The organism is Pseudomonas sp. TNT2022 ID1044 (assembly GCF_028656895.1).
GTDB lineage: Bacteria > Pseudomonadota > Gammaproteobacteria > Pseudomonadales > Pseudomonadaceae > Aquipseudomonas > Aquipseudomonas reinekei.
On the sequence record NZ_JAMDHB010000007.1, the window covers coordinates 46,328 to 64,235 of the forward strand.

The following is a 17,908-nucleotide window of genomic DNA, read 5'->3' on the forward strand; positions in this document are numbered from 1 at the left end:
TGGTGAGACAGAAAAATGACATACAGCCTTGAAGACCTGCTGCACCTGATGAACCGCTTGCGTGATCCGCAGTTCGGGTGCCCGTGGGACATCAAGCAAACCTACGCCACCATCGTCCCGCACACACTTGAAGAGGCCTACGAAGTCGCCGACGCCATCGAGCGGGGGGACTTCGATCATCTGCAAGGTGAGTTGGGCGACTTGCTGTTCCAGGTGGTTTATTACAGCCAGCTGGCCCGGGAAGAAGGGCGCTTCGAGTTTGATGGCGTGGTCGACAGCATCACCCGCAAGCTGATCCGTCGACATCCCCACGTGTTCCCTACAGGCGATCTCTATGCACCGCTGGATGTCCCGCGCTTGAGTGAAGAGCAGGTCAAGCAGCGCTGGGAAGAGATCAAGGCCGAGGAGCGTGCGCAGAAATCCTCGGCGCCCGAGCAGCTGTCGTTGCTCGATGACGTGCCCACTGCGTTGCCGGCGTTGTCACGCTCGGCAAAATTGCAGAAGCGTGCAGGGCAGGTCGGTTTCGACTGGCCGGACGCGCTGCCGGTACTCGATAAGGTGCGCGAAGAACTCGACGAAGTTCTCGAAGCCATGTCCGAGAACGATCCTGAAGCGGTGGCCGACGAGATCGGCGACCTGCTGTTTTCCGTGGTCAATCTGGCGCGACATCTCAAGGTCGATCCCGAAACCGCACTGCGTGGCGCCAACAACAAGTTCGAAAGACGCTTCCGTTTTATCGAACAGGCATTGCGCGATACCCTGCGTCCCATAGAAGATTGCACCCTTGAAGAGTTGGACGCCCTATGGGGTGAAGCCAAACGTCAGGAAAAGAATTTGCCCAGCTGCGGTTGAGCAGTTGCCTAAGTGAGTAATAAGCACCATGAGCATTTCCCTTCGCGACCAGTTGCTCAAAGCAGGGCTGGTCAACCAGAAGCAGGCCAAGCAGGTCAGCAAAGACAAACAGAAGCAACAGCGTCTGGCCCACAAAGGTCAGGTTGAACTGGATGATTCCCAGCAACGTGCCGCTCAGGAAGCCATGGCCGAGAAGGTCAAGCGCGATCAGGAGCTCAATCGTCAGCAGAAGGAAAAAGCCGAGGCCAAGGCCCGTGTTGCGCAGATCAAGCAATTGATCGAAGCCACGCGCCTGCCGAAGTTGACGACCGAGGACTACTACAACTTCGTCGACGACAAGAAGGTCAAACGCCTCTCGGTCAACACGCTGATGCGCAACAAGCTCAGCAACGGCTCCCTGGCCATCGTGCACCACGCCGGTAGTTACGAGGTGATTCCACGTGAAGCGGCGCTGAAGATCCAGGAGCGTGACCCACAGCGCATCGTTCAGTTGAACGTGAAGACTGAAGAGGTTGCTATCGAGGACGATCCGTACGCGGCCTATCAGATCCCTGACGATCTGATGTGGTAAGTCGTTCAAGTCTGCATTAAAGACAAACCCCGCTCATGGCGGGGTTTGTCGTTTTCAATGCTGTCATTGCTCAAGCGGAGCGTAGCGTTCGTTGCTGCTCCTGGGTTTCCAGTTCGGTCTTGTAATTGTGAGCGTCAGTCTCTGAGTGGAACATCCCGACCAGCAGGTCTTGTTGGTACACGTCCCAGATCCGAATGCCGGCGGCTACGCCTTCATGGGACATATGTGAATCGTCGCGTTCAGTTACTTTTACAGTCATCTGCTAGCTCCAATTTCTGTTATCTGCAGCAAGGCGTGTGCAGGACTCAGTTATATGATTTGGTAGCTTGCTAAGTAAACGACTGAATTTGGAAAGGGATTTTTGCAAAACCGGAAAAAATCCTGCAGGCCTTGAAATGCGCGACATTCAGTCGCAGGGCCTTAAGTTTCATGACAAAAGCTTCATGTTCATGCGCAAGACCCGTGGGCAAAACGCTGACCCTGTGGGAGCGAGCCTGCTCGCGAAGAGGGCATCAAGGTCAACAAAATTATCGACGCTCACGCCGCCTTCGCGAGCAGGTCGATCCCACAAGGGAGTGTTTTTGAGGGATAAAAAAACGCCCCGAACCAGTCGGGGCGTTTATGTGCGGCTCAGCGGGGAATTACTTGCCTTCCCAGCGCTTCAGCACCAGCGTGGCATTGGTGCCACCAAAACCGAAGCTGTTGCTCATCACGGTGTTGATGGTGGCGTTTTCGCGGGTCTTGGTCAGCACCGGCAGGTCGGCCACTTCAGGGTCCAGCTCGTCGATGTTGGCGGAGCCGGCAATGAAGTTGCCTTCCATCATCAGCATGCAGTAGATCGCTTCGTGAACGCCGGCGGCGCCCAGGGAGTGACCCGACAGGCTCTTGGTGGAGCTGATGGCCGGAGCCTTGTCGCCGAACACTTCACGCACACCTTTCATTTCCGCGACGTCGCCGACCGGCGTCGAGGTGCCGTGGGTGTTCAGGTAGTCGATCGGGGTGTCGACGGTGGACAGCGCCTGCTGCATGCAGCGGATCGCGCCTTCGCCACTCGGGGCAACCATGTCGTAGCCGTCGGACGTCGCGCCGTAGCCAACGATTTCCGCGTAGATCTTCGCGCCGCGGGCCAGAGCGTGTTCCAGCTCTTCAACCACGACCATGCCGCCACCGCCAGCGATGACGAAACCGTCACGGTCAGCGTCGTAGGCGCGGGAGGCTTGTTCCGGGGTGTCGTTACGCTTGCTGGACAGTGCGCCCATGGCATCGAACAGGAACGACTGGCTCCAGTGCTCTTCTTCACCGCCGCCGGCGAAAACGATGTCCTGCTTGCCCATCTGGATCTGTTCCATGGCGGTACCGATGCAGTGAGCACTGGTGGCGCAGGCAGACGCGATGGAGTAGTTCAGGCCCTTGATCTTGAACGGAGTGGCCAGGCAAGCGGAAACGGTGCTGCTCATGGTCCGCGTTACGCGGTATGGGCCGACGCGCTTGACGCCTTTTTCGCGCAGGATGTCCAGCGCTTCCATCTGGTTCAGGGTCGATGCGCCACCGGAACCGGCGATCAGGCCGGTACGCGGATTGGATACTTGCTCTTCGGTCAGGCCGGAGTCAGCAATGGCGTCTTTCATGGCCAGGTAGGCATACGCTGCCGCGTGGCCGACGAAACGATAGATCTTGCGATCGATCAGTTCTTCAAGGTTGAGGTCAATGGAGCCGGAAACCTGGCTACGCAGACCCATTTCAGCATATTCCGGGTTGAACCGGATGCCAGGGCGGCTTGCACGCAGGTTAGCGGAGACGGTCTCTTTGTCATTGCCCAGGCACGAAACGATGCCCAGACCAGTGATAACGACGCGGCGCATGCGAATAACCCTTAGAAGTTGTCAGTGGAGGTGAACACGCCGACCCGAAGGCCTTCGGCGGTGTAGATTTCGCGACCGTCGACAGTGACCGAACCGTCGGCGATGGCCAGGTTCAGCTTGCCCTTGAGGACGCGTTTGATATGAATGTTATAGGTGACTTTCTTGGCGGTCGGCAGGACCTGGCCGAAGAATTTCACTTCGCCCGAACCCAATGCACGACCGCGGCCCGGCAGACCCTGCCAGCCCAGGAAGAAGCCGACCAGTTGCCACATGGCGTCGAGGCCCAGGCAGCCCGGCATCACCGGATCACCTTCGAAGTGGCAAGCGAAGAACCACAGGTCCGGATTGATATCCAGCTCGGCGACCAATTCACCTTTGCCGTACTTGCCACCCTCTTCGCTGATCAGGGTGATGCGATCAACCATCAGCATGTTCGGGGCGGGCAGTTGCGCGTTACCTGGGCCGAACAGCTCACCGCGACTGCAGCGCAGCAGATCTTCCCGGGTAAAGGCGTTTTGTTTGGTCATGCGAGCTCCTCAATAGTCCCATGCGGCAGGTGGGGCAAATCTTCCCGGCCGATCGAAGCGTTCATGCCTCGAACCGGCAGCCTACTCATAGACTATTGCGTTGTGGTGAAAGTCACAGCACCAAGGACATGAATGTACACTTGTGCACTGAAATTTTTATTCAAGCCCCTTTTCGGGCCTGTTCGGGTGCCTAAGACTGCCGCACTTTCGCCTTTCACGCCAGTCACAGATGGTCGAAAGGCCTGTACTACTGCACCCAGCGCTGCAGAATTTGCTGTAGATCATTACGTTTGAACGGCTTGGCCAGGTAATCGTTCATCCCTGCCGACAAGCAGGCTTCGCGGTCGCCCTGCAAGGCATTGGCGGTCAGGGCGATGATCGGCAGGTCGGTGCAACCGGGCAATTGGCGGATCTGTCGGGTGGCTTCATAACCGTCGATGATCGGCAGACGACAGTCCATGAGGATCGCTTCGAAAATCAGACTCTCGGCACTGCGCACAGCCTGCGCGCCATCGGCAGCGACGCTGACAGTAAAGCCCAGACTGCGCAACATTGCCTCGATGACGGTTTGATTGACCGGGTTGTCTTCGACCAGCAGCACATTGCGGCCCTCACCATCGCCATTGCCCGAGGGCGTGCGTGCGGCCAGCACCGGCAAGGCCTGTTGATAGAGCGCCAACGGGATTTCCAGCGTGAACACCGAGCCACGACCTTCTTCGCTCTGGGCTCGCAAGGTCCCGCCCATGCGTTCGGCGAGCGTGCGGGCAATCGGCAGGCCCAGGCCGGTGCCGCCGTAGCGTCTTGAGATAGAACTGTCGGCCTGCTGGAACGCATTGAACATCAACTCCAGGCTGTCGGCCGCAATACCGATGCCGCTGTCGCGCACGCTGCAGGTAAACCACAACAGCTCGTGGTCCAGCGATTGCCACTGTGGTTCGATCGTCACGCGGCCTTGTTCTGTGAACTTCAACGCGTTGCCGATGAGGTTCACCAGGATCTGGCGAATCCGCGTCGGATCGCCCTGAACCTGCAACGCGCGCATGTCCTCGGGGATCTGCAACTGCAATGCGAGCCCGCGTTGCGCAGCGCTGTGCTGGAAGGACTGGGCGCAGGCGCTGATCAGGTCGGCAAGGTTGAGCGGGATGTGTTCCAGCTCCAGCTCCGAGCGTTCGATCCGCGAGAAATCGAGAATGTCATTGATGACCTTGAGCAAGTGTTCGGTGGACTCCGAGGCCAGCGCCGCGTACTCGACCTGCTCCTCGGTCATTTCGGTGGTTTCCAGCAGCTGCAGCATGCCGAGTACGCCGTTCATGGGCGTGCGCAATTCGTGGCTCATCATGGCCAGGAAGTCTGACTTGGCGTTGTTGGCCTTTTCTGCTTCTTCGCGGGTCTGGATCAGTTGCGCCATCGCTTGATGCTGTTCGCGGCTGGCCTGCTCGAGGCCGCTGGCGAGGTTGTTGATGTGTTGCGACAGCGCGCCCAGTTCAGTGTCGTCGACGATCGGCAGCGGCGTCTTGTAGTCGCCCTCCTGAATCGCCTTGACCGCGTTGCCGATATCACGGATGGGCTGCGACAGACTCCCGGCCAGGCGTCGAGCCAGCAGGAAAGTAAATAGCAGGGCGAACAGTGCCAGGATGGCCGCCTTGAGCAGGATTTCCTGCTGGCGCTGACTGAACGCGTCGTTGGACAACCCGACGATCACCCGGCCCAGATAATCCTCGGCGGGAGCGGTGGCGACGACCTTGTTGTTCTGGAAGAAATCGTTGTGCAGCGGGACCCGCTGCAGCCGCACGGGCGCCTGGAACACTTCGACCTGATGCGGGCGGTTATGGCTTGCCGACGGCTGCTCGACGTACACCAGAATCCGGTTGGCGCTGTCCTGGACCTCCAGAAAACGCACGTTGGGCGTGGCGAGCGTGGCTTTGAGCAGGCTTTCAAGCACTTCGTTGTTGCCGGATATCACCCCGTATTCCGTGGCGGGCGCCAGTTGGTTGGCGATGAGCTGGCCGGTGTGGTTGAGCTCCTGGCGCAGGTCCTGGATCCGCACGAAAGTAAAGAAACTGATCAACAGCAACGTCAGCAGCAGGGCCGGGCCGAGGCTGATGATCTGGGTGCGGGTATTGATGTCCCAACGGCGTCGGAAGGTCATGGGCGGCGTTCTCCTTCAGCCAACAGTGTTGCGACAGACGCTTCGTTTATCTGTTCAATACCTAATGAACGAGCGACCTGTGGATTGCTTGAGACTTTGAAGCGCGGCGGATAATACGTGCGCGGCCAGGTGGCGGTTGGCTGGTCCAGCAGTCGATCGAGAATCACCAGCCAATCGCTCTGATCGCTGTAACTGCTGGCCAGGCTTCCGGCCTTGACGAACCCGGCGTTAGGGCCGATCAGCGCCAGTTGTCGTGAATAGCTGCTCAGCAACAGGTTTTTCGCGGTTTTCGAGTTGTACAGGTCGGGATCATCGAGGCCGAGCAATACGTCGCTTTTGTCGAGCAGGGTTTGCAAGGGGCGACTGTCCTGAGTGTTGTCCCAGCGTTCGGTGACCACCTCAAGTCCCAGCGGGTGAGCGGCCTGACGCAACTCCTTCAAGAGGAATTCGCTGTGATTGTCATACAGCACGCCAACCCGTTTCACTTGGGGCAGGAGGATCCGGGTCAGGCGCAGTTGGCGATCCAGCGGTGGATCACTCCAGAGCAGGCTCAGGCGCGGGGGCAGGGCGTCGCCCAAGTGTTGCCGGGCTTGCAGGCGGCTGATGCGCAGCACCAGAGTCGCCGGGCCCTGGTTGTCTTGCAGGCGCCAGTCGAGGCTTGGCAGATCGAGCAGGATCAAGCGGATATCCGCCGGCAGTTTGCCCGGCGCCGGCAGTTTGGCCAGCGCCTGAAAACGCACGTGGTCCGCGGGCCGCAACTCGCGCAGTGCCTCGACGAAGGATTGCACGCCGGCGCTGTCTTCGGCGCCAGTCAACAGAATGTCCGCGGCATTGGCCGAAAGGCTGCCTAGCCAGCCACTAATCACCAGGCACAGCATGGCCAGCAGATGGCCCAGGCCTGGCGTCTGGCGTGGCGGACACTGCGCCATCTTAAAACGCCAGCTCCGCACTGAAGTACATCACTCGGCGCTCGTCATAATTGTTGTCGGCGAAGGTGGTCGGTTGATGGTCCAGGCGCTGCTGAAGCACACCGGCCAGTTCCAGGCTGGCTTTACCCAGGCGGATACGTTTGGCGATACGCGTGTCGATCCGTTCGAAGCGGTAGCCGTTCAAAGCGTCGTCACCGTAATAGAAAAGCGCGCTGTTCCAGTCTTGCCCCCAGTCACGCATCCAGCCGGCGGAACCACTGTTGCGTGCGGTCTGTTGTACATCCTGGGGATTGCTCGCGTCGGCATCGACGTAGGCGTAGGTGAAGCGCAGACGGTCGGCGGTGCCAACTCGCCAGTCAAGCTGGGTTTGCGCTCCGGAAAATCGGGCCGTGTTGGCGTTGCTGGCGATGTACTGATTGTTGCGCAGCGGTTCGCTGATCATGCCGGTGATTTCGTCATGGAACAGCTTCACATCGACCGCCAGCCTCTCTTGAGCAAAGTAACCGTTGTAGCCCAGCTCACGAGAGCGCATGTGTTCCTGGTCGAGATCGCCGGGGCCGCGGGTCTTGACGAAATAACGGGCGCTGGACTGGCCATAGGCAGCCGGTTGCAGGTTAGTAACGCGGTAACTCCAGTTGACGCTGTTCTCGAACATGTCTGGCGAACGGATGGCTTCGGAGTACACCGCACGCAAGCCGTGACGCGGGTTGATCAGGTAGTTGACCGCCACGCGCGGAGTCAGCGAGCTGCCGATCAACTGGGTGTCTTCGAACATGGCGCCGCCTTGCAGCAACCAGTGTTCGCTGGCGCGCCACTCGAGTTGGCCGAATGTCCGCCACGTGGTGTCATCGAGCGTGCCATTGAAGTAGGTCTCGGAATCTGCCCGGTCATAACGATAGTTCAAGCCGCTGACCAGTCGCAGACTATCGGTCAGGCTCAGGGTGTCCTGCAGCTCCAGATCGTAGCGGGTTTCCCGGGTGCTTTGGTCGATGTCGCCGCAGACGGTCTGCCGGGCGCCATTTCGCCATTGATCAAGCGCCTGGTTGGCCAGCGCTTGCTGGGCTGGATCGCCGGGAGGGGCGCCGGGGCCGGTGAAGCGTTCGATGTTGCGTGCCAGGCGTTCGGTGTAATCCGGGTTGAGCTGCCAGAGTTCGGTCAGCTGCGGGCTGAACGACACCTCGGCATCGCACGCACGCCAGGTTTGCTGGCGATCCCAATGCTGGGCCGAGCCCTGTATATAAAGGCTGTGATCGGGATTGATGTCGAGGTTCCAGCGCAACGAACCGGCGTAGTCCTTGGCGGTGACGTCGGAATTGTCGCCGGCACGGGTAATCCCCGAAAACACTGGGCGGTAGGTATAAGGCCGCTGGTTACTGCCTTCTTTGGCGTTCAACTGCCAATCGAGGCTTTGGCGTTCGTCGAGCGCCTGGCTGACGGCGAGGTTGAAACGATTCAAACGGCGGCTGTCGCGATAATCGGCGCCGTTGCGGTCGCTGTCGAAGCCGTCGTCTTGCTGGCCGGACAGGGACAGGCGCATATCGCCGTCACTCCAACCCACGCCCTGGCTGGCGTAAAAGTCGTTGATGCCGCGTTGGCCGCGAGTGACCTTCATCCGCGTGCCATGGCTGTCGGCCGGGTTGCGCGTGATGACATTGACCACCGCCATCAATGCATTGGCGCCATAGCTGACGGTGTTCGGGCCGCGGAAAACTTCGATGCGCTCGATATCCTCCATGGCCACCGGAATGTCGCTCCAGTCCACCGTGGACAGGCCGGCGCGGTACACCGAGCGACCGTCGATCAGCACCTGCATGCGTCGTGCTTCGCTGGCGCTGGTGCCGTGATAGTTCACCGTCGCCTGGTTGCCGCTGATGTTGCCGACCATCATCCCCGGCACCAACCGCAGCACTTCACTGATGTCCCGGGCGCCACTGGCGTTGATCAGTGCGCTGTCGATCACGGTCATGCTTCCCGGCACGGCAGCCGGCGACTGTTTCAGGCGCGTGGCCGTCAGCACCTGCGGCAACGGCTCGCTGTCGAGGAACAAATCGTCAGCCAGCAATGGCGAGCTGAAGACCAGCGCCAGTACCAACGGCGAGCGGGGTGAAGCGCAACCCAGTGACACAACACATCCTTGTTTGCAATTGATGGCGCGCATGTTAACCGAGGCCGACGACTTTTCCAGTCACGATGTCAGCATTTTCCTCGGTTTTATTCGGCTTCTTTCAACGTGCGCCGGTAATTGACGCAGGGGCTGGCCGACACTGGGACGCTCCGTATAATGCCGACATCGCCACTGGTATGGATTAACGGAATACATATGACTGAACAGCGCCCGATTGCGGTCCTGGGAGGCGGAAGTTTTGGTACCGCCGTGGCAAACCTGCTGGCCGAAAACGGGCATCAGGTCCTGCAGTGGATGCGCGATCCCGAACAGGCCGAGGCCATTCGGGTCAATCGCGAGAACCCGCGTTACCTCAAGGGCATCAAGATTCTGCCCGGCGTAGTGCCGGTGACCGACCTGCACGCCACCCTTGAAGCCTGCGATCTGAGTTTCGTTGCGCTGCCCTCCAGCGCGTTGCGCTCGGTGCTGGCCCCGCATGCCGAACTTCTGAGCGGTAAAATGTTGGTGAGCCTGACTAAAGGTATCGAAGCCCACACCTTCAAACTGATGAGCCAGATCCTCGAAGAGATCGCCCCGCAAGCGCGCATTGGCGTGTTGTCCGGGCCGAACCTGGCGCGCGAGATCGCCGAACATGCGCTGACCGCGACGGTGGTCGCCAGCGAAGACGAAGCACTCTGCGAGCAGGTCCAGGCTGTGCTGCATGGCCGCACCTTTCGCGTGTACGCCAGCGCCGACCGTTTTGGCGTGGAGCTGGGCGGGGCGTTGAAAAACGTCTACGCAATCATCGCCGGCATGGCGGTGGCACTGGAGATGGGCGAAAACACCAAGAGCATGCTGATCACCCGGGCACTGGCGGAAATGACCCGTTTCGCGGTGAATCAGGGCGCCAACCCGATGACTTTCCTCGGCCTGGCGGGCGTGGGCGATTTGATCGTGACCTGCTCGTCGCCAAAAAGCCGCAACTATCAGGTCGGCTTTGCCCTCGGTCAGGGCTTGAGCCTGGAAGAGGCGGTCAATCGACTGGGCGAAGTGGCCGAAGGCGTGAATACCCTCAAGGTGCTCAAGGCCAAGTCCCAGGAAGTGGGCGTGTACATGCCGCTGGTCGCCGGGTTGCATGCGATTCTCTTCGAAGGGCGCACGCTCGAACAGGTGATCGGATTGCTGATGCGCGGCGAGCCGAAAACCGATGTCGACTTTATTTCCACCAGCGGATTCAACTGAGCCCACCACCTAACCGGAACGGAGTGAGACATGAACGATCAGAAAGTTGAAGCCAAGTACGAATCCATTCTGCTGCGGGTGTTGTGGATGGTCGTTTTTGTGCTGGTCTGGCAAGTGGCGCAATTCATCCTTGGCGCCGTGGTGCTGGTGCAGTTGATCTATCGTTTGATTTACGGCGCGCCGAGCGCCAGTTTGATGAACTTCGGCGACAGTCTGAGCCAGTTCCTGGCGCAGATCGGTCGTTTCGGCAGTTTTCACAGCGACCAGAAGCCTTGGCCGTTCGCCGATTGGCCGACGCCGCGTACGCCGGAAGGTGAAGCGCCGCACGTCGTGGCGCCTGCTCCGCATCCGGCCCGAGATGAGGAACCCAAGCTATGAAACTCTGGGTATTGCGTCATGGTGAAGCCGTGCCACACGGCTCCCGCTCCCACGATTCGGAGCGGGAACTGACGGAGCACGGTCGACAGGAAGTGTTGAGCAGCGCTGCAAAGTTGATCGGACAACCGCTGACTGCCATTTACGCCAGCCCGTACCTGCGGGCACAGCAAACGGCGCAGCTGGTGCGCGAAGCATTGGGTTTCGAACCGGAAATCCGTACCGTCGAATGGCTGACCCCGGACACCGACCCGGACAAAGTGGCCGAGCAGATGGTTGCGGTAAGCGACGTGCTGCTGGTCAGCCACAACCCGCTGGTGGGGAATCTGCTGAGCTACCTGCAGCATGGCGCCGGGCATCCGCCGGAGAGGGTCAGCACCGCCGGGCTGGCAGAGCTCAGCGGTGGCGAACTGCTGGTCGGGTCAATGAAGCTCGACAGCATCAAGCATCCCTGAAAGCAACGGATCGCAACCTGCGACAGCTTCTACATTGGAGGGTGTGCCCTCAGTAGAGGGCTGCCGAAGGCTGCGATCCGTTGATCTGTTTTTTCCTTACAAATATTTAACCAAGCACTTGCTTGGTTGACTACGCTTGCTCCAGACCAAAAAAAACAGGAGCGAGTCGCATGTCTGCTGCCTTTCGTTTGCCGCTGGACGTTTTCTACGAGCGAGAGGCGCGTCATCCGCGCCAGCGCTTTTTGGTTCAGCCCATGGGTGGTGGGCAAGTCGAGACCCTGACCTGGGCTGACGTCGGTCATCAGGCCCGCTGTGCGGCACACTGGTTGCGAGCGCGGGAATTGCCTCAAGGCAGCCACATCGCCCTGATCTCGAAAAATTGCGCGCACTGGATCATTGCCGACCTCGCGATCTGGATGGCAGGCCATGTCTCGGTGCCGCTGTATCCGAACCTGACGGCCGAATCCGTGGCCCAGGTGCTGGAGCATTCTGAAGCGGCGCTGGCGTTCATTGGCAAACTCGACGACTGGCCCGGGATGTCGCGCGGGGTCAGCCCGGAACTGGTGACGATCAGCCTGCCGCTGCATCCGCCGGGCACCTTCGATTTCAGCTGGGCCGACCTGCAAGGCAGCTCGCCGATCCAGGACGACCCCAAGCCTGCCGCCGATCAACTCGCGACGATCATCTACACCTCCGGCACCACCGGCATGCCCAAAGGCGTGATGCACAGCTTCGGCAACCTGGGGTTCGCCACCACGCGCGGCACTTCGTTGTTTGGCCTTAACGAGTCGGACCGGCTGTTGTCCTACCTGCCGCTGTGCCATGTGGCCGAACGGATGTTCGTCGAACTGGCCTCTATTTATACCGGGCAAACCGTATTTTTTGCCGAGAGCCTCGACACCTTTCTCACCGACCTGAAACGTGCGCGGCCGACTGCGCTGTTTGGCGTTCCACGCATCTGGACCAAATTCCAGATGGGCGTGTACAGCAAGATCCCGGCAAAACGCCTCGATTTTTTGCTCGGTTTGCCGATTATCGGCAAGCGGGCAGGGCATAAGGTCCTCGCCGGGCTGGGGCTCGATGCGCTGCGCGTGGCCTTGTCCGGCGCGGCGCCGGTGCCTCTGACCTTACTGCTGTGGTACCGCAAACTGGGGCTGGACGTGCTGGAGGTCTACGGCATGACCGAAAGCTGTGGTTACTCGCACATCTGCCTGCCCGGCCAGAATAAACCCGGCTGGATCGGCAAGCCGTGCCCGGAGGTCGAAGTGCGCATTGAGGATTCAGGCGAGGTGCTGGTGCGCAGCGGCGCGACCATGCTCGGCTACTTCAAGGAGCCGCAGAAAACCGCTGACACCCTTACCGAGGACGGCTTTCTGCGTACCGGTGATAAAGGTGAAGAGGACGCCGAAGGCAACCTGCGCCTGACCGGGCGTCTCAAGGAAATCTTCAAGACCAGCAAGGGCAAATACGTGGCGCCGGCACCGATTGAAAATCGCCTGGCGGTGCATTCGCGCATTGAACAGGTGTGTGTGGTGGGGGATGGCTTGAGTGCGCCGTTGGGGCTGTGCGTGCTTTCGGCCGTCGGGCAACAGGAGGCGCGTGCAGGGCTGCATTCGAGCCTGGAAAAACTTCTCGAAGAGGTCAATGGCGCACTCGACAAGCACGAACGCTTGCGGCGTCTGGTGGTGGTCAAGGACAGCTGGGCGGTGGAAAACGGTTTTCTCACGCCGACCCTGAAGATCAAGCGCAACGTCATCGAAGCGGCTTACGGTGGGCACTTCGAAGAATGGAGCGAGCGCAGCGAAGCGGTGCTGTGGCAGGATTGAGTCACGAACAAAACCAATAAGGAAATCAGCGATGAGTCTGTGGCGCACCACCCCCAACATCGAACAGTTGAATGTAATCCAGAAAAACACCATCGGCGAAGTGCTGGACATCCGTTTCGAAGCCTTCGATGAAGAGTCGCTGACCGCGAGCATGGTCATCGACCACCGCACCCATCAGCCTTACGGTTTGCTGCACGGCGGTGCTTCGGTGGTGCTGGCCGAGTCCGTGGGCTCCATGGCCAGTTACTTGTGCATCGACGCCAGCAAGTTTTACTGCGTGGGCCTGGAAATCAACGCCAACCATTTGCGCGGCCTGCGCAGTGGGCGGGTGACGGCGGTGGCCAAGCCGATTCACATCGGGCGCACGACCCATGTCTGGGACATTCGGCTGACCAGTGATGAGGGCAAGGCCAGTTGCGTCTCGCGGTTGACCATGGCGGTGGTGCCGCTGGGTGAGAATCCGCCAGCGCGTTGAGCCATCTGTTGTGGCGAGGGAGCTTGCTCCCGTTGGGTCGCGAAGCGGCCCCAATCACCTTCACCCGGGCATCTGCTCGCTCGCCACAGGTTCATGGGTTTGACCGGACTGTCATCATTCCTGTCAGTTACGGTCATTGCCATTGGGTCCGCTCTTACGGACAATCAACACCTGTTCTCGCTCATGGATTTGCCGGTATGTCGCAACAGATATTTTTCGCCCACGCCAACGGGTTCCCTTCGGGCACCTACGGCAAACTGTTCGCGGCGCTGGCGCCCGAGTATCAGGTGACGCATCTGGAGCAGCACGCCCATGACCCGCGTTTTCCGGCGGACGACAACTGGTACAACCTGGTGGATGAGCTGATTCATCACCTCGAGCAGCAACCGGAACCGGTCTGGGGCGTCGGCCACTCGTTTGGTGGCGTACTGCACCAGCACGCCGCGCTGCGTTGTCCTCATTTCTATCGCGGGGTGGTGATGCTCGACTCACCCGTGCTGACCCGTACCGATCAATGGGTGATCCGCGCCGCCAAACGTTTCGGTTTCATCGATCGCCTGACCCCGGCCGGTCGCACCCTGGGGCGGCGCGAAGAATTCGCCGACCTGGACAGCGCCCGCCACTATTTCGCCGGTAAAACCTTGTTTCGCGGTTTCGACGCCGAATGTTTTGAAGCCTACCTGCAGCACGGTTTGCACAAGGTCGGAAACAAACTGCGCCTGCGGTTCGATCCTGCGACGGAAATCAGCATCTTCCGCGGGGTGCCACACACCAGCCCCGGCAGCACACGACAGTTGCAGGTGCCGCTGGCGGTGGTGCGCGGCCACAACAGCCGAGTGGTGATGCGCCATCACGTCAGTTCGGTCGGACGCCTGCCGCAGGGCGAAGTGCTGACCATGCCCGGTGGCCACATGTTTCCACTCGAGCGTCCGCAGGACACCGCCCGACTGCTGAAAAACCTGTTCAGCCGCTGGGACGCTCGCCAACAGGATTGCGCATGAGCAATGTCGTCGAAGAAGTCCGCCTGAGCCTGCCGCATATTGAGTTGGCGGCGCACCTTTTCGGCCCCGAAGACGGTTTGCCGGTGATTGCCCTGCATGGCTGGCTCGACAACGCCAACAGCTTCGCGCGCCTGGCGCCGAAGCTCAAAGGCTTGCGCATCATCGCGCTGGACATGGCCGGGCACGGTCATTCCGGGCATCGCCCGCCCGGCGCGGGTTACGCCATGTGGGACTATGCCCACGATGTGCTGCAAGTCGCCGAACAATTGGGCCTCAACCGCTTTGCGCTGCTGGGGCACTCCATGGGTGCGATCGCTTCCTTGATCATTGCCGGGTCGCTACCGGAACGTGTTACGCATCTGGCCCTGATCGATGGCGTCATTCCTCCTACAGACAAGGGCGAAAATGCTGCCGAACGCATGGGCATGGCCCTGCAAGCGCAGCTGGATCTGCGGGAAAAACGCAAACCGGTCTACGCTACCCTCGACCGCGCCGTCGAGGCTCGCATGAAAGGGCTGGTGGCGGTCAGCCGCGAAGCCGCCGAGCTGCTGGCACAACGTGGCTTGATGCCGGTGCCGGGCGGTTACACCTGGCGCACCGACAATCGCCTCACGCTGCCATCACCGCTGCGTCTTACGACCGAACAGGCGATGGCCTTCGTCCAGCGGCTCAGTTGTCCGGCAAAACTGGTGGTGGCTGCCGACGGTATGCTCGCCAGGCATCCTGAATTGCTGGAGCGTCTACCCTTTAGCCTTGAACAGCTGCCAGGCGGCCATCATTTGCACCTGAATGATGAGGCCGGTGCCGACCTTGTCGCAGACTGTTTCAATAGGTTCTTCGCCATTCCTTGACTTGCACCGGGCAACTGTCGAGGCTGGGCGGGTTGAAATGGGAGACAACCATGATAGATCTGTACACCGCTGCGACCCCGAATGGCCACAAGGTCTCTATCGTGCTCGAGGAACTCGGCCTGCCCTACACGGTGCATGCCCTGAGTTTCGACAAGAAGGAACAGAAGTCCGAGGACTTCCTCAAGATCAACCCCAATGGCCGGATTCCGGCAATTGTCGATCGCGCCAATGGCGATTTTGCCGTGTTCGAGTCCGGCGCCATCCTGATTTACCTCGCTGAAATGAGCGGCAAGTTGTTGCCAACCGACCCCAAGGGGCGTTCGGTGGTCATGCAGTGGCTGATGTTCCAGATGGGGGGCATCGGTCCGATGCAGGGCCAGGCCAACGTGTTTTTCCGTTATTTTCCGGAAAAACTCCAGGGTGCGATCGATCGCTACCAGCATGAAACCCGCCGCCTCTATGAAGTTCTCGACACGCGCCTGCAAGCCGTTGAGTTTCTGGCTGGCGAGTACAGCATCGCCGACATTGCGACCTTCCCGTGGGTACGTGGCTACGAGTGGTCGGGGGTATCGGTAGAGGGGCTGACGGCGTTGCAACGCTGGATGGCGACCATGGAAGCTCGTCCTGCGGTGCAGCGTGGCTTGCGGGTGCCGCAACGCGCCGATGAGGCGAGTGTCATCAAGGGTGCCCAGGCCATGCTGATCCGATGAGTCTATTCATGCGTTCCTTCAGTCTGCTGGCACTGTGCAGTTTCAGTCCCTTGTTGTTTGCCGCTGATGTGCCGGGAAGTCAGGATTTGCCGATCGTGCCGAGCATGGTCGATGCGCAGGTCGTCGACTATCGCCCTCCGGTCGAGATCGAGCGAATTTACCCGCTGGGGTCGATCCGCAAGATCAGCGGGCAGTTGCGTTTCGATGGCCAGGTCAGCGCCCGTGGCAATGCAACGTCGGTGACGTACGAGTTGCCACCGGAACATTCGTCCATCGAAGCATTCACGGCCGCTCGCGAAGCCTTGCAGAAACAGGACGCGCAGTTGCTGTTCTGGTGCCAGGCCCGTGATTGCGGCGAAAGCAGCCTGTGGGCCAACGAGGTGTTCGGCAACGCCAAGCTTTACGGTGCCGACAATGGGCAGGCTTATCTGCTGTTGCGCCTGGCGGCACCGAAAGACAACACCCTGGTGGCGCTCTACAGCATCACCCGCGGCAATCGCAAAGCCTACCTGCACGTCGAACAGTTTGAAGCCGCCGCGCCGCTGGGCGATTTGCTGCCGACCTCGGCGACCTTGCTGCGTGAACTCAAAAGCACCGGCGAACTCGACTTCCCCAAACTCACGGACGCACCGGATGACACCTGGCTGCGCTTGATCTCCCGCGGCCTGAACCTTGACACCACTTTGCGGGTCAGTGTTTCCGGGCCGACCGCCGAAGCCTGGCGGCAGGCGCTGATCGGTCAGGGCGTGCGTGCCGCGCGGCTGGAAACCGGCAGCGTCGAAGGCTCTGGCCTGCACATCCAGCTCTTGCGCTAGGCTTTACCCTGCGAACGCGTGCAGCGCGTTCGCCGACTCTTTTGCTGACTGTTTTTTCGAGACTTTAGATGATCAATAACGATCGGCTGTTGGTGCAGATCCTGCTCCTGGTGCTATTTGGCGCGAGCCTCTGGGTGATGGCGCCGTTCTGGTCGGCGTTATTCTGGGGCGCGGTGCTGGCGTTTGCCAGTTGGCCACTGATGCGCTTGTTGACCCGTTGGCTCAATGGTCGGGAATCCCTCGCGGCGGGGCTGTTGACCGTGGGCTGGATGGTGCTGGTGGCGGCGCCGTTGGTGTGGCTGGGTTTCAACCTGGCGGATCATGTGCGTGATGCCACGGCGTTCATCAAGGACGTACAGGTCGATGGCCTGCCGCAAGCGCCGGCCTGGCTGGGCGGCATTCCGCTGGTAGGCGGGCGTCTGGTGGGGATCTGGGACAGTATCGATCAGCAGGGCGCGGCCATGATGGCTTCGCTCAAGCCTTACTTCGGTCAGGTCGGCAACTGGCTGCTGGCGCGTAGCGCACAAATCGGCGGCGGCATTCTCGAACTGACCTTGAGTATTGTCTTCGTGTTCTTTTTCTACCGCGACGGGCCACGACTGGCGGCGTTTGTCCATGGCTTGCTGGAGCGCCTGATCGGCAAGCGCGCCGGATACTACATCGAATTGGTGGCGGGTACGGTGCAGCGGGTAGTGAACGGCGTGATCGGTACGGCCGCGGCCCAGGCCGTACTGGCACTGATCGGCTTCCTGATTGCCGGAGTGCCGGGGGCTTTGGTGCTCGGCATCGTCACGTTCATGCTCAGCCTGATCCCCATGGGGCCACCGCTGGTATGGATTCCGGCCACCGCCTGGCTGGCCTGGAAAGGCGAATACGGGATGGCGATTTTCCTCGGGATCTGGGGCACCTTCATCATCAGTGGCGTGGACAACGTGCTCAAGCCATACCTGATCAGTCGCGGCGGGAACTTGCCGCTGGTGATTGTGTTGCTAGGGGTGTTTGGCGGGTTGATTGCGTTTGGCTTCATCGGGCTCTTCATTGGTCCGACGTTGCTGGCGGTGGCGTACAGCCTGTTGACCGACTGGAGCAAAAGCCAGTCGCGGGTAGAGGATCGTCGCTGAATCGAGGCGATAGGGCGGGAGGTCAGTAAACAGACTCGCGCTG

The 17,908-nt window shown here is 60.3% G+C and carries 18 protein-coding genes; 12 read left to right on the forward strand and 6 right to left on the reverse strand.

Annotation, left to right across the window (positions count from 1 at the left end; genetic code table 11):
• Window positions 1-15: 15 nt before the first annotated feature.
• Together mazG and M5G20_RS10550 are read left to right on the forward strand one after the other, a co-directional pair.
• Window positions 16-852: a nucleoside triphosphate pyrophosphohydrolase gene (mazG, locus tag M5G20_RS10545; RefSeq protein WP_273919085.1), complete on the forward strand. Its 837-nt coding sequence runs from the start codon at window positions 16-18 to the stop codon at window positions 850-852.
• Window positions 853-880: 28 nt separating this feature from the next.
• Window positions 881-1,423 carry a DUF2058 domain-containing protein gene (locus M5G20_RS10550; protein WP_273919086.1) on the forward strand — a complete coding sequence of 181 codons (543 nt, stop codon included), beginning with the start codon at window positions 881-883 and terminating at the stop codon, window positions 1,421-1,423.
• A 70-nt stretch (window positions 1,424-1,493) separates the two neighbouring features.
• Here M5G20_RS10550 and M5G20_RS10555 read toward each other — a convergent pair whose 3' ends face one another.
• The 6 genes from M5G20_RS10555 to M5G20_RS10580 all read right to left on the reverse strand — a co-directional run bounded on the left by M5G20_RS10555 (window position 1,494) and on the right by M5G20_RS10580 (window position 9,015).
• Entirely contained in the window at window positions 1,494-1,682 is a 189-nt protein-coding gene (locus M5G20_RS10555; protein ID WP_273919087.1) for a hypothetical protein, read from the reverse strand.
• Between the two features lie 382 nt (window positions 1,683-2,064).
• Window positions 2,065-3,285, reverse strand: a complete 1,221-nt coding sequence (gene fabB, locus M5G20_RS10560) for a beta-ketoacyl-ACP synthase I (RefSeq protein WP_007957797.1) — start codon at window positions 3,283-3,285, stop codon at window positions 2,065-2,067.
• An 11-nt stretch (window positions 3,286-3,296) separates the two neighbouring features.
• A complete protein-coding gene (gene fabA / locus M5G20_RS10565) occupies window positions 3,297-3,812 on the reverse strand; it encodes a 3-hydroxyacyl-[acyl-carrier-protein] dehydratase FabA (protein ID WP_003227150.1) in 516 nt (171 codons plus the stop codon).
• 247 nt (window positions 3,813-4,059) lie between these two features.
• Window positions 4,060-5,961, reverse strand: a complete 1,902-nt coding sequence (locus M5G20_RS10570; RefSeq protein WP_273919088.1) for an ATP-binding protein — start codon at window positions 5,959-5,961, stop codon at window positions 4,060-4,062.
• Entirely contained in the window at window positions 5,958-6,890 is a 933-nt protein-coding gene (locus M5G20_RS10575) for an ABC transporter substrate-binding protein (RefSeq protein ID WP_273919089.1), read from the reverse strand. The genes M5G20_RS10570 and M5G20_RS10575 overlap by 4 nt, the downstream gene beginning before the upstream one ends.
• 1 nt (window position 6,891) lies before the next feature.
• Window positions 6,892-9,015 (reverse strand): TonB-dependent receptor plug domain-containing protein, encoded by a 2,124-nt coding sequence (locus M5G20_RS10580; protein ID WP_273919090.1) that lies wholly within the window; start codon window positions 9,013-9,015, stop codon window positions 6,892-6,894.
• A gap of 195 nt (window positions 9,016-9,210) precedes the next feature.
• Between M5G20_RS10580 and M5G20_RS10585 the strand changes: the two genes are divergently transcribed.
• From M5G20_RS10585 to M5G20_RS10630, 10 genes are all read left to right on the forward strand, one after another.
• On the forward strand, window positions 9,211-10,236 hold the full coding sequence (locus M5G20_RS10585; protein ID WP_273919091.1) for an NAD(P)H-dependent glycerol-3-phosphate dehydrogenase: 1,026 nt from the start codon (window positions 9,211-9,213) through the stop codon (window positions 10,234-10,236).
• Between the two features lie 30 nt (window positions 10,237-10,266).
• Window positions 10,267-10,614, forward strand: coding sequence for a DUF4389 domain-containing protein (locus M5G20_RS10590; RefSeq protein WP_056853113.1), 348 nt, complete (start codon window positions 10,267-10,269; stop codon window positions 10,612-10,614).
• Window positions 10,611-11,066 (forward strand): phosphohistidine phosphatase SixA, encoded by a 456-nt coding sequence (sixA, locus tag M5G20_RS10595; protein WP_273919092.1) that lies wholly within the window; start codon window positions 10,611-10,613, stop codon window positions 11,064-11,066. Before M5G20_RS10590 ends, sixA begins: the two co-directional genes overlap by 4 nt.
• Window positions 11,067-11,236: 170 nt before the next feature.
• Entirely contained in the window at window positions 11,237-12,892 is a 1,656-nt protein-coding gene (locus tag M5G20_RS10600; RefSeq protein WP_273919093.1) for an AMP-binding protein, read from the forward strand.
• A 31-nt stretch (window positions 12,893-12,923) separates the two neighbouring features.
• The gene (locus M5G20_RS10605) at window positions 12,924-13,367 is read left to right on the forward strand and encodes a hotdog fold thioesterase (RefSeq protein ID WP_273919094.1); all 444 of its coding nucleotides are present in this window, start codon (window positions 12,924-12,926) and stop codon (window positions 13,365-13,367) included.
• A gap of 197 nt (window positions 13,368-13,564) precedes the next feature.
• Window positions 13,565-14,368 (forward strand): alpha/beta fold hydrolase, encoded by an 804-nt coding sequence (locus M5G20_RS10610; RefSeq protein ID WP_273919095.1) that lies wholly within the window; start codon window positions 13,565-13,567, stop codon window positions 14,366-14,368.
• A complete protein-coding gene (locus tag M5G20_RS10615; protein ID WP_273919096.1) occupies window positions 14,365-15,219 on the forward strand; it encodes an alpha/beta hydrolase in 855 nt (284 codons plus the stop codon). Before M5G20_RS10610 ends, M5G20_RS10615 begins: the two co-directional genes overlap by 4 nt.
• Window positions 15,220-15,269: 50 nt before the next feature.
• Window positions 15,270-15,929, forward strand: coding sequence for a glutathione S-transferase family protein (locus M5G20_RS10620; protein ID WP_273919097.1), 660 nt, complete (start codon window positions 15,270-15,272; stop codon window positions 15,927-15,929).
• An 8-nt stretch (window positions 15,930-15,937) separates the two neighbouring features.
• Window positions 15,938-16,744, forward strand: coding sequence for a DUF4892 domain-containing protein (locus M5G20_RS10625; protein WP_273919098.1), 807 nt, complete (start codon window positions 15,938-15,940; stop codon window positions 16,742-16,744).
• 68 nt (window positions 16,745-16,812) lie between these two features.
• Window positions 16,813-17,865, forward strand: coding sequence for an AI-2E family transporter (locus M5G20_RS10630; protein WP_273919099.1), 1,053 nt, complete (start codon window positions 16,813-16,815; stop codon window positions 17,863-17,865).
• Window positions 17,866-17,908 lie beyond the last annotated feature (43 nt).

Coding starts and splice junctions, on each gene's coding strand:
- mazG (WP_273919085.1), top strand. CDS start 16: ATGACATACAGCCTTGAAGACCTGCTGCACCTGATGAACCGCTTGCGT.
- M5G20_RS10550 (WP_273919086.1), top strand. CDS start 881: ATGAGCATTTCCCTTCGCGACCAGTTGCTCAAAGCAGGGCTGGTCAAC.
- M5G20_RS10555 (WP_273919087.1), bottom strand. CDS start 1,682: ATGACTGTAAAAGTAACTGAACGCGACGATTCACATATGTCCCATGAA.
- fabB (WP_007957797.1), bottom strand. CDS start 3,285: ATGCGCCGCGTCGTTATCACTGGTCTGGGCATCGTTTCGTGCCTGGGC.
- fabA (WP_003227150.1), bottom strand. CDS start 3,812: ATGACCAAACAAAACGCCTTTACCCGGGAAGATCTGCTGCGCTGCAGT.
- M5G20_RS10570 (WP_273919088.1), bottom strand. CDS start 5,961: ATGACCTTCCGACGCCGTTGGGACATCAATACCCGCACCCAGATCATC.
- M5G20_RS10575 (WP_273919089.1), bottom strand. CDS start 6,890: ATGGCGCAGTGTCCGCCACGCCAGACGCCAGGCCTGGGCCATCTGCTG.
- M5G20_RS10585 (WP_273919091.1), top strand. CDS start 9,211: ATGACTGAACAGCGCCCGATTGCGGTCCTGGGAGGCGGAAGTTTTGGT.
- M5G20_RS10590 (WP_056853113.1), top strand. CDS start 10,267: ATGAACGATCAGAAAGTTGAAGCCAAGTACGAATCCATTCTGCTGCGG.
- sixA (WP_273919092.1), top strand. CDS start 10,611: ATGAAACTCTGGGTATTGCGTCATGGTGAAGCCGTGCCACACGGCTCC.
- M5G20_RS10600 (WP_273919093.1), top strand. CDS start 11,237: ATGTCTGCTGCCTTTCGTTTGCCGCTGGACGTTTTCTACGAGCGAGAG.
- M5G20_RS10605 (WP_273919094.1), top strand. CDS start 12,924: ATGAGTCTGTGGCGCACCACCCCCAACATCGAACAGTTGAATGTAATC.
- M5G20_RS10610 (WP_273919095.1), top strand. CDS start 13,565: ATGTCGCAACAGATATTTTTCGCCCACGCCAACGGGTTCCCTTCGGGC.
- M5G20_RS10615 (WP_273919096.1), top strand. CDS start 14,365: ATGAGCAATGTCGTCGAAGAAGTCCGCCTGAGCCTGCCGCATATTGAG.
- M5G20_RS10620 (WP_273919097.1), top strand. CDS start 15,270: ATGATAGATCTGTACACCGCTGCGACCCCGAATGGCCACAAGGTCTCT.
- M5G20_RS10625 (WP_273919098.1), top strand. CDS start 15,938: ATGCGTTCCTTCAGTCTGCTGGCACTGTGCAGTTTCAGTCCCTTGTTG.
- M5G20_RS10630 (WP_273919099.1), top strand. CDS start 16,813: ATGATCAATAACGATCGGCTGTTGGTGCAGATCCTGCTCCTGGTGCTA.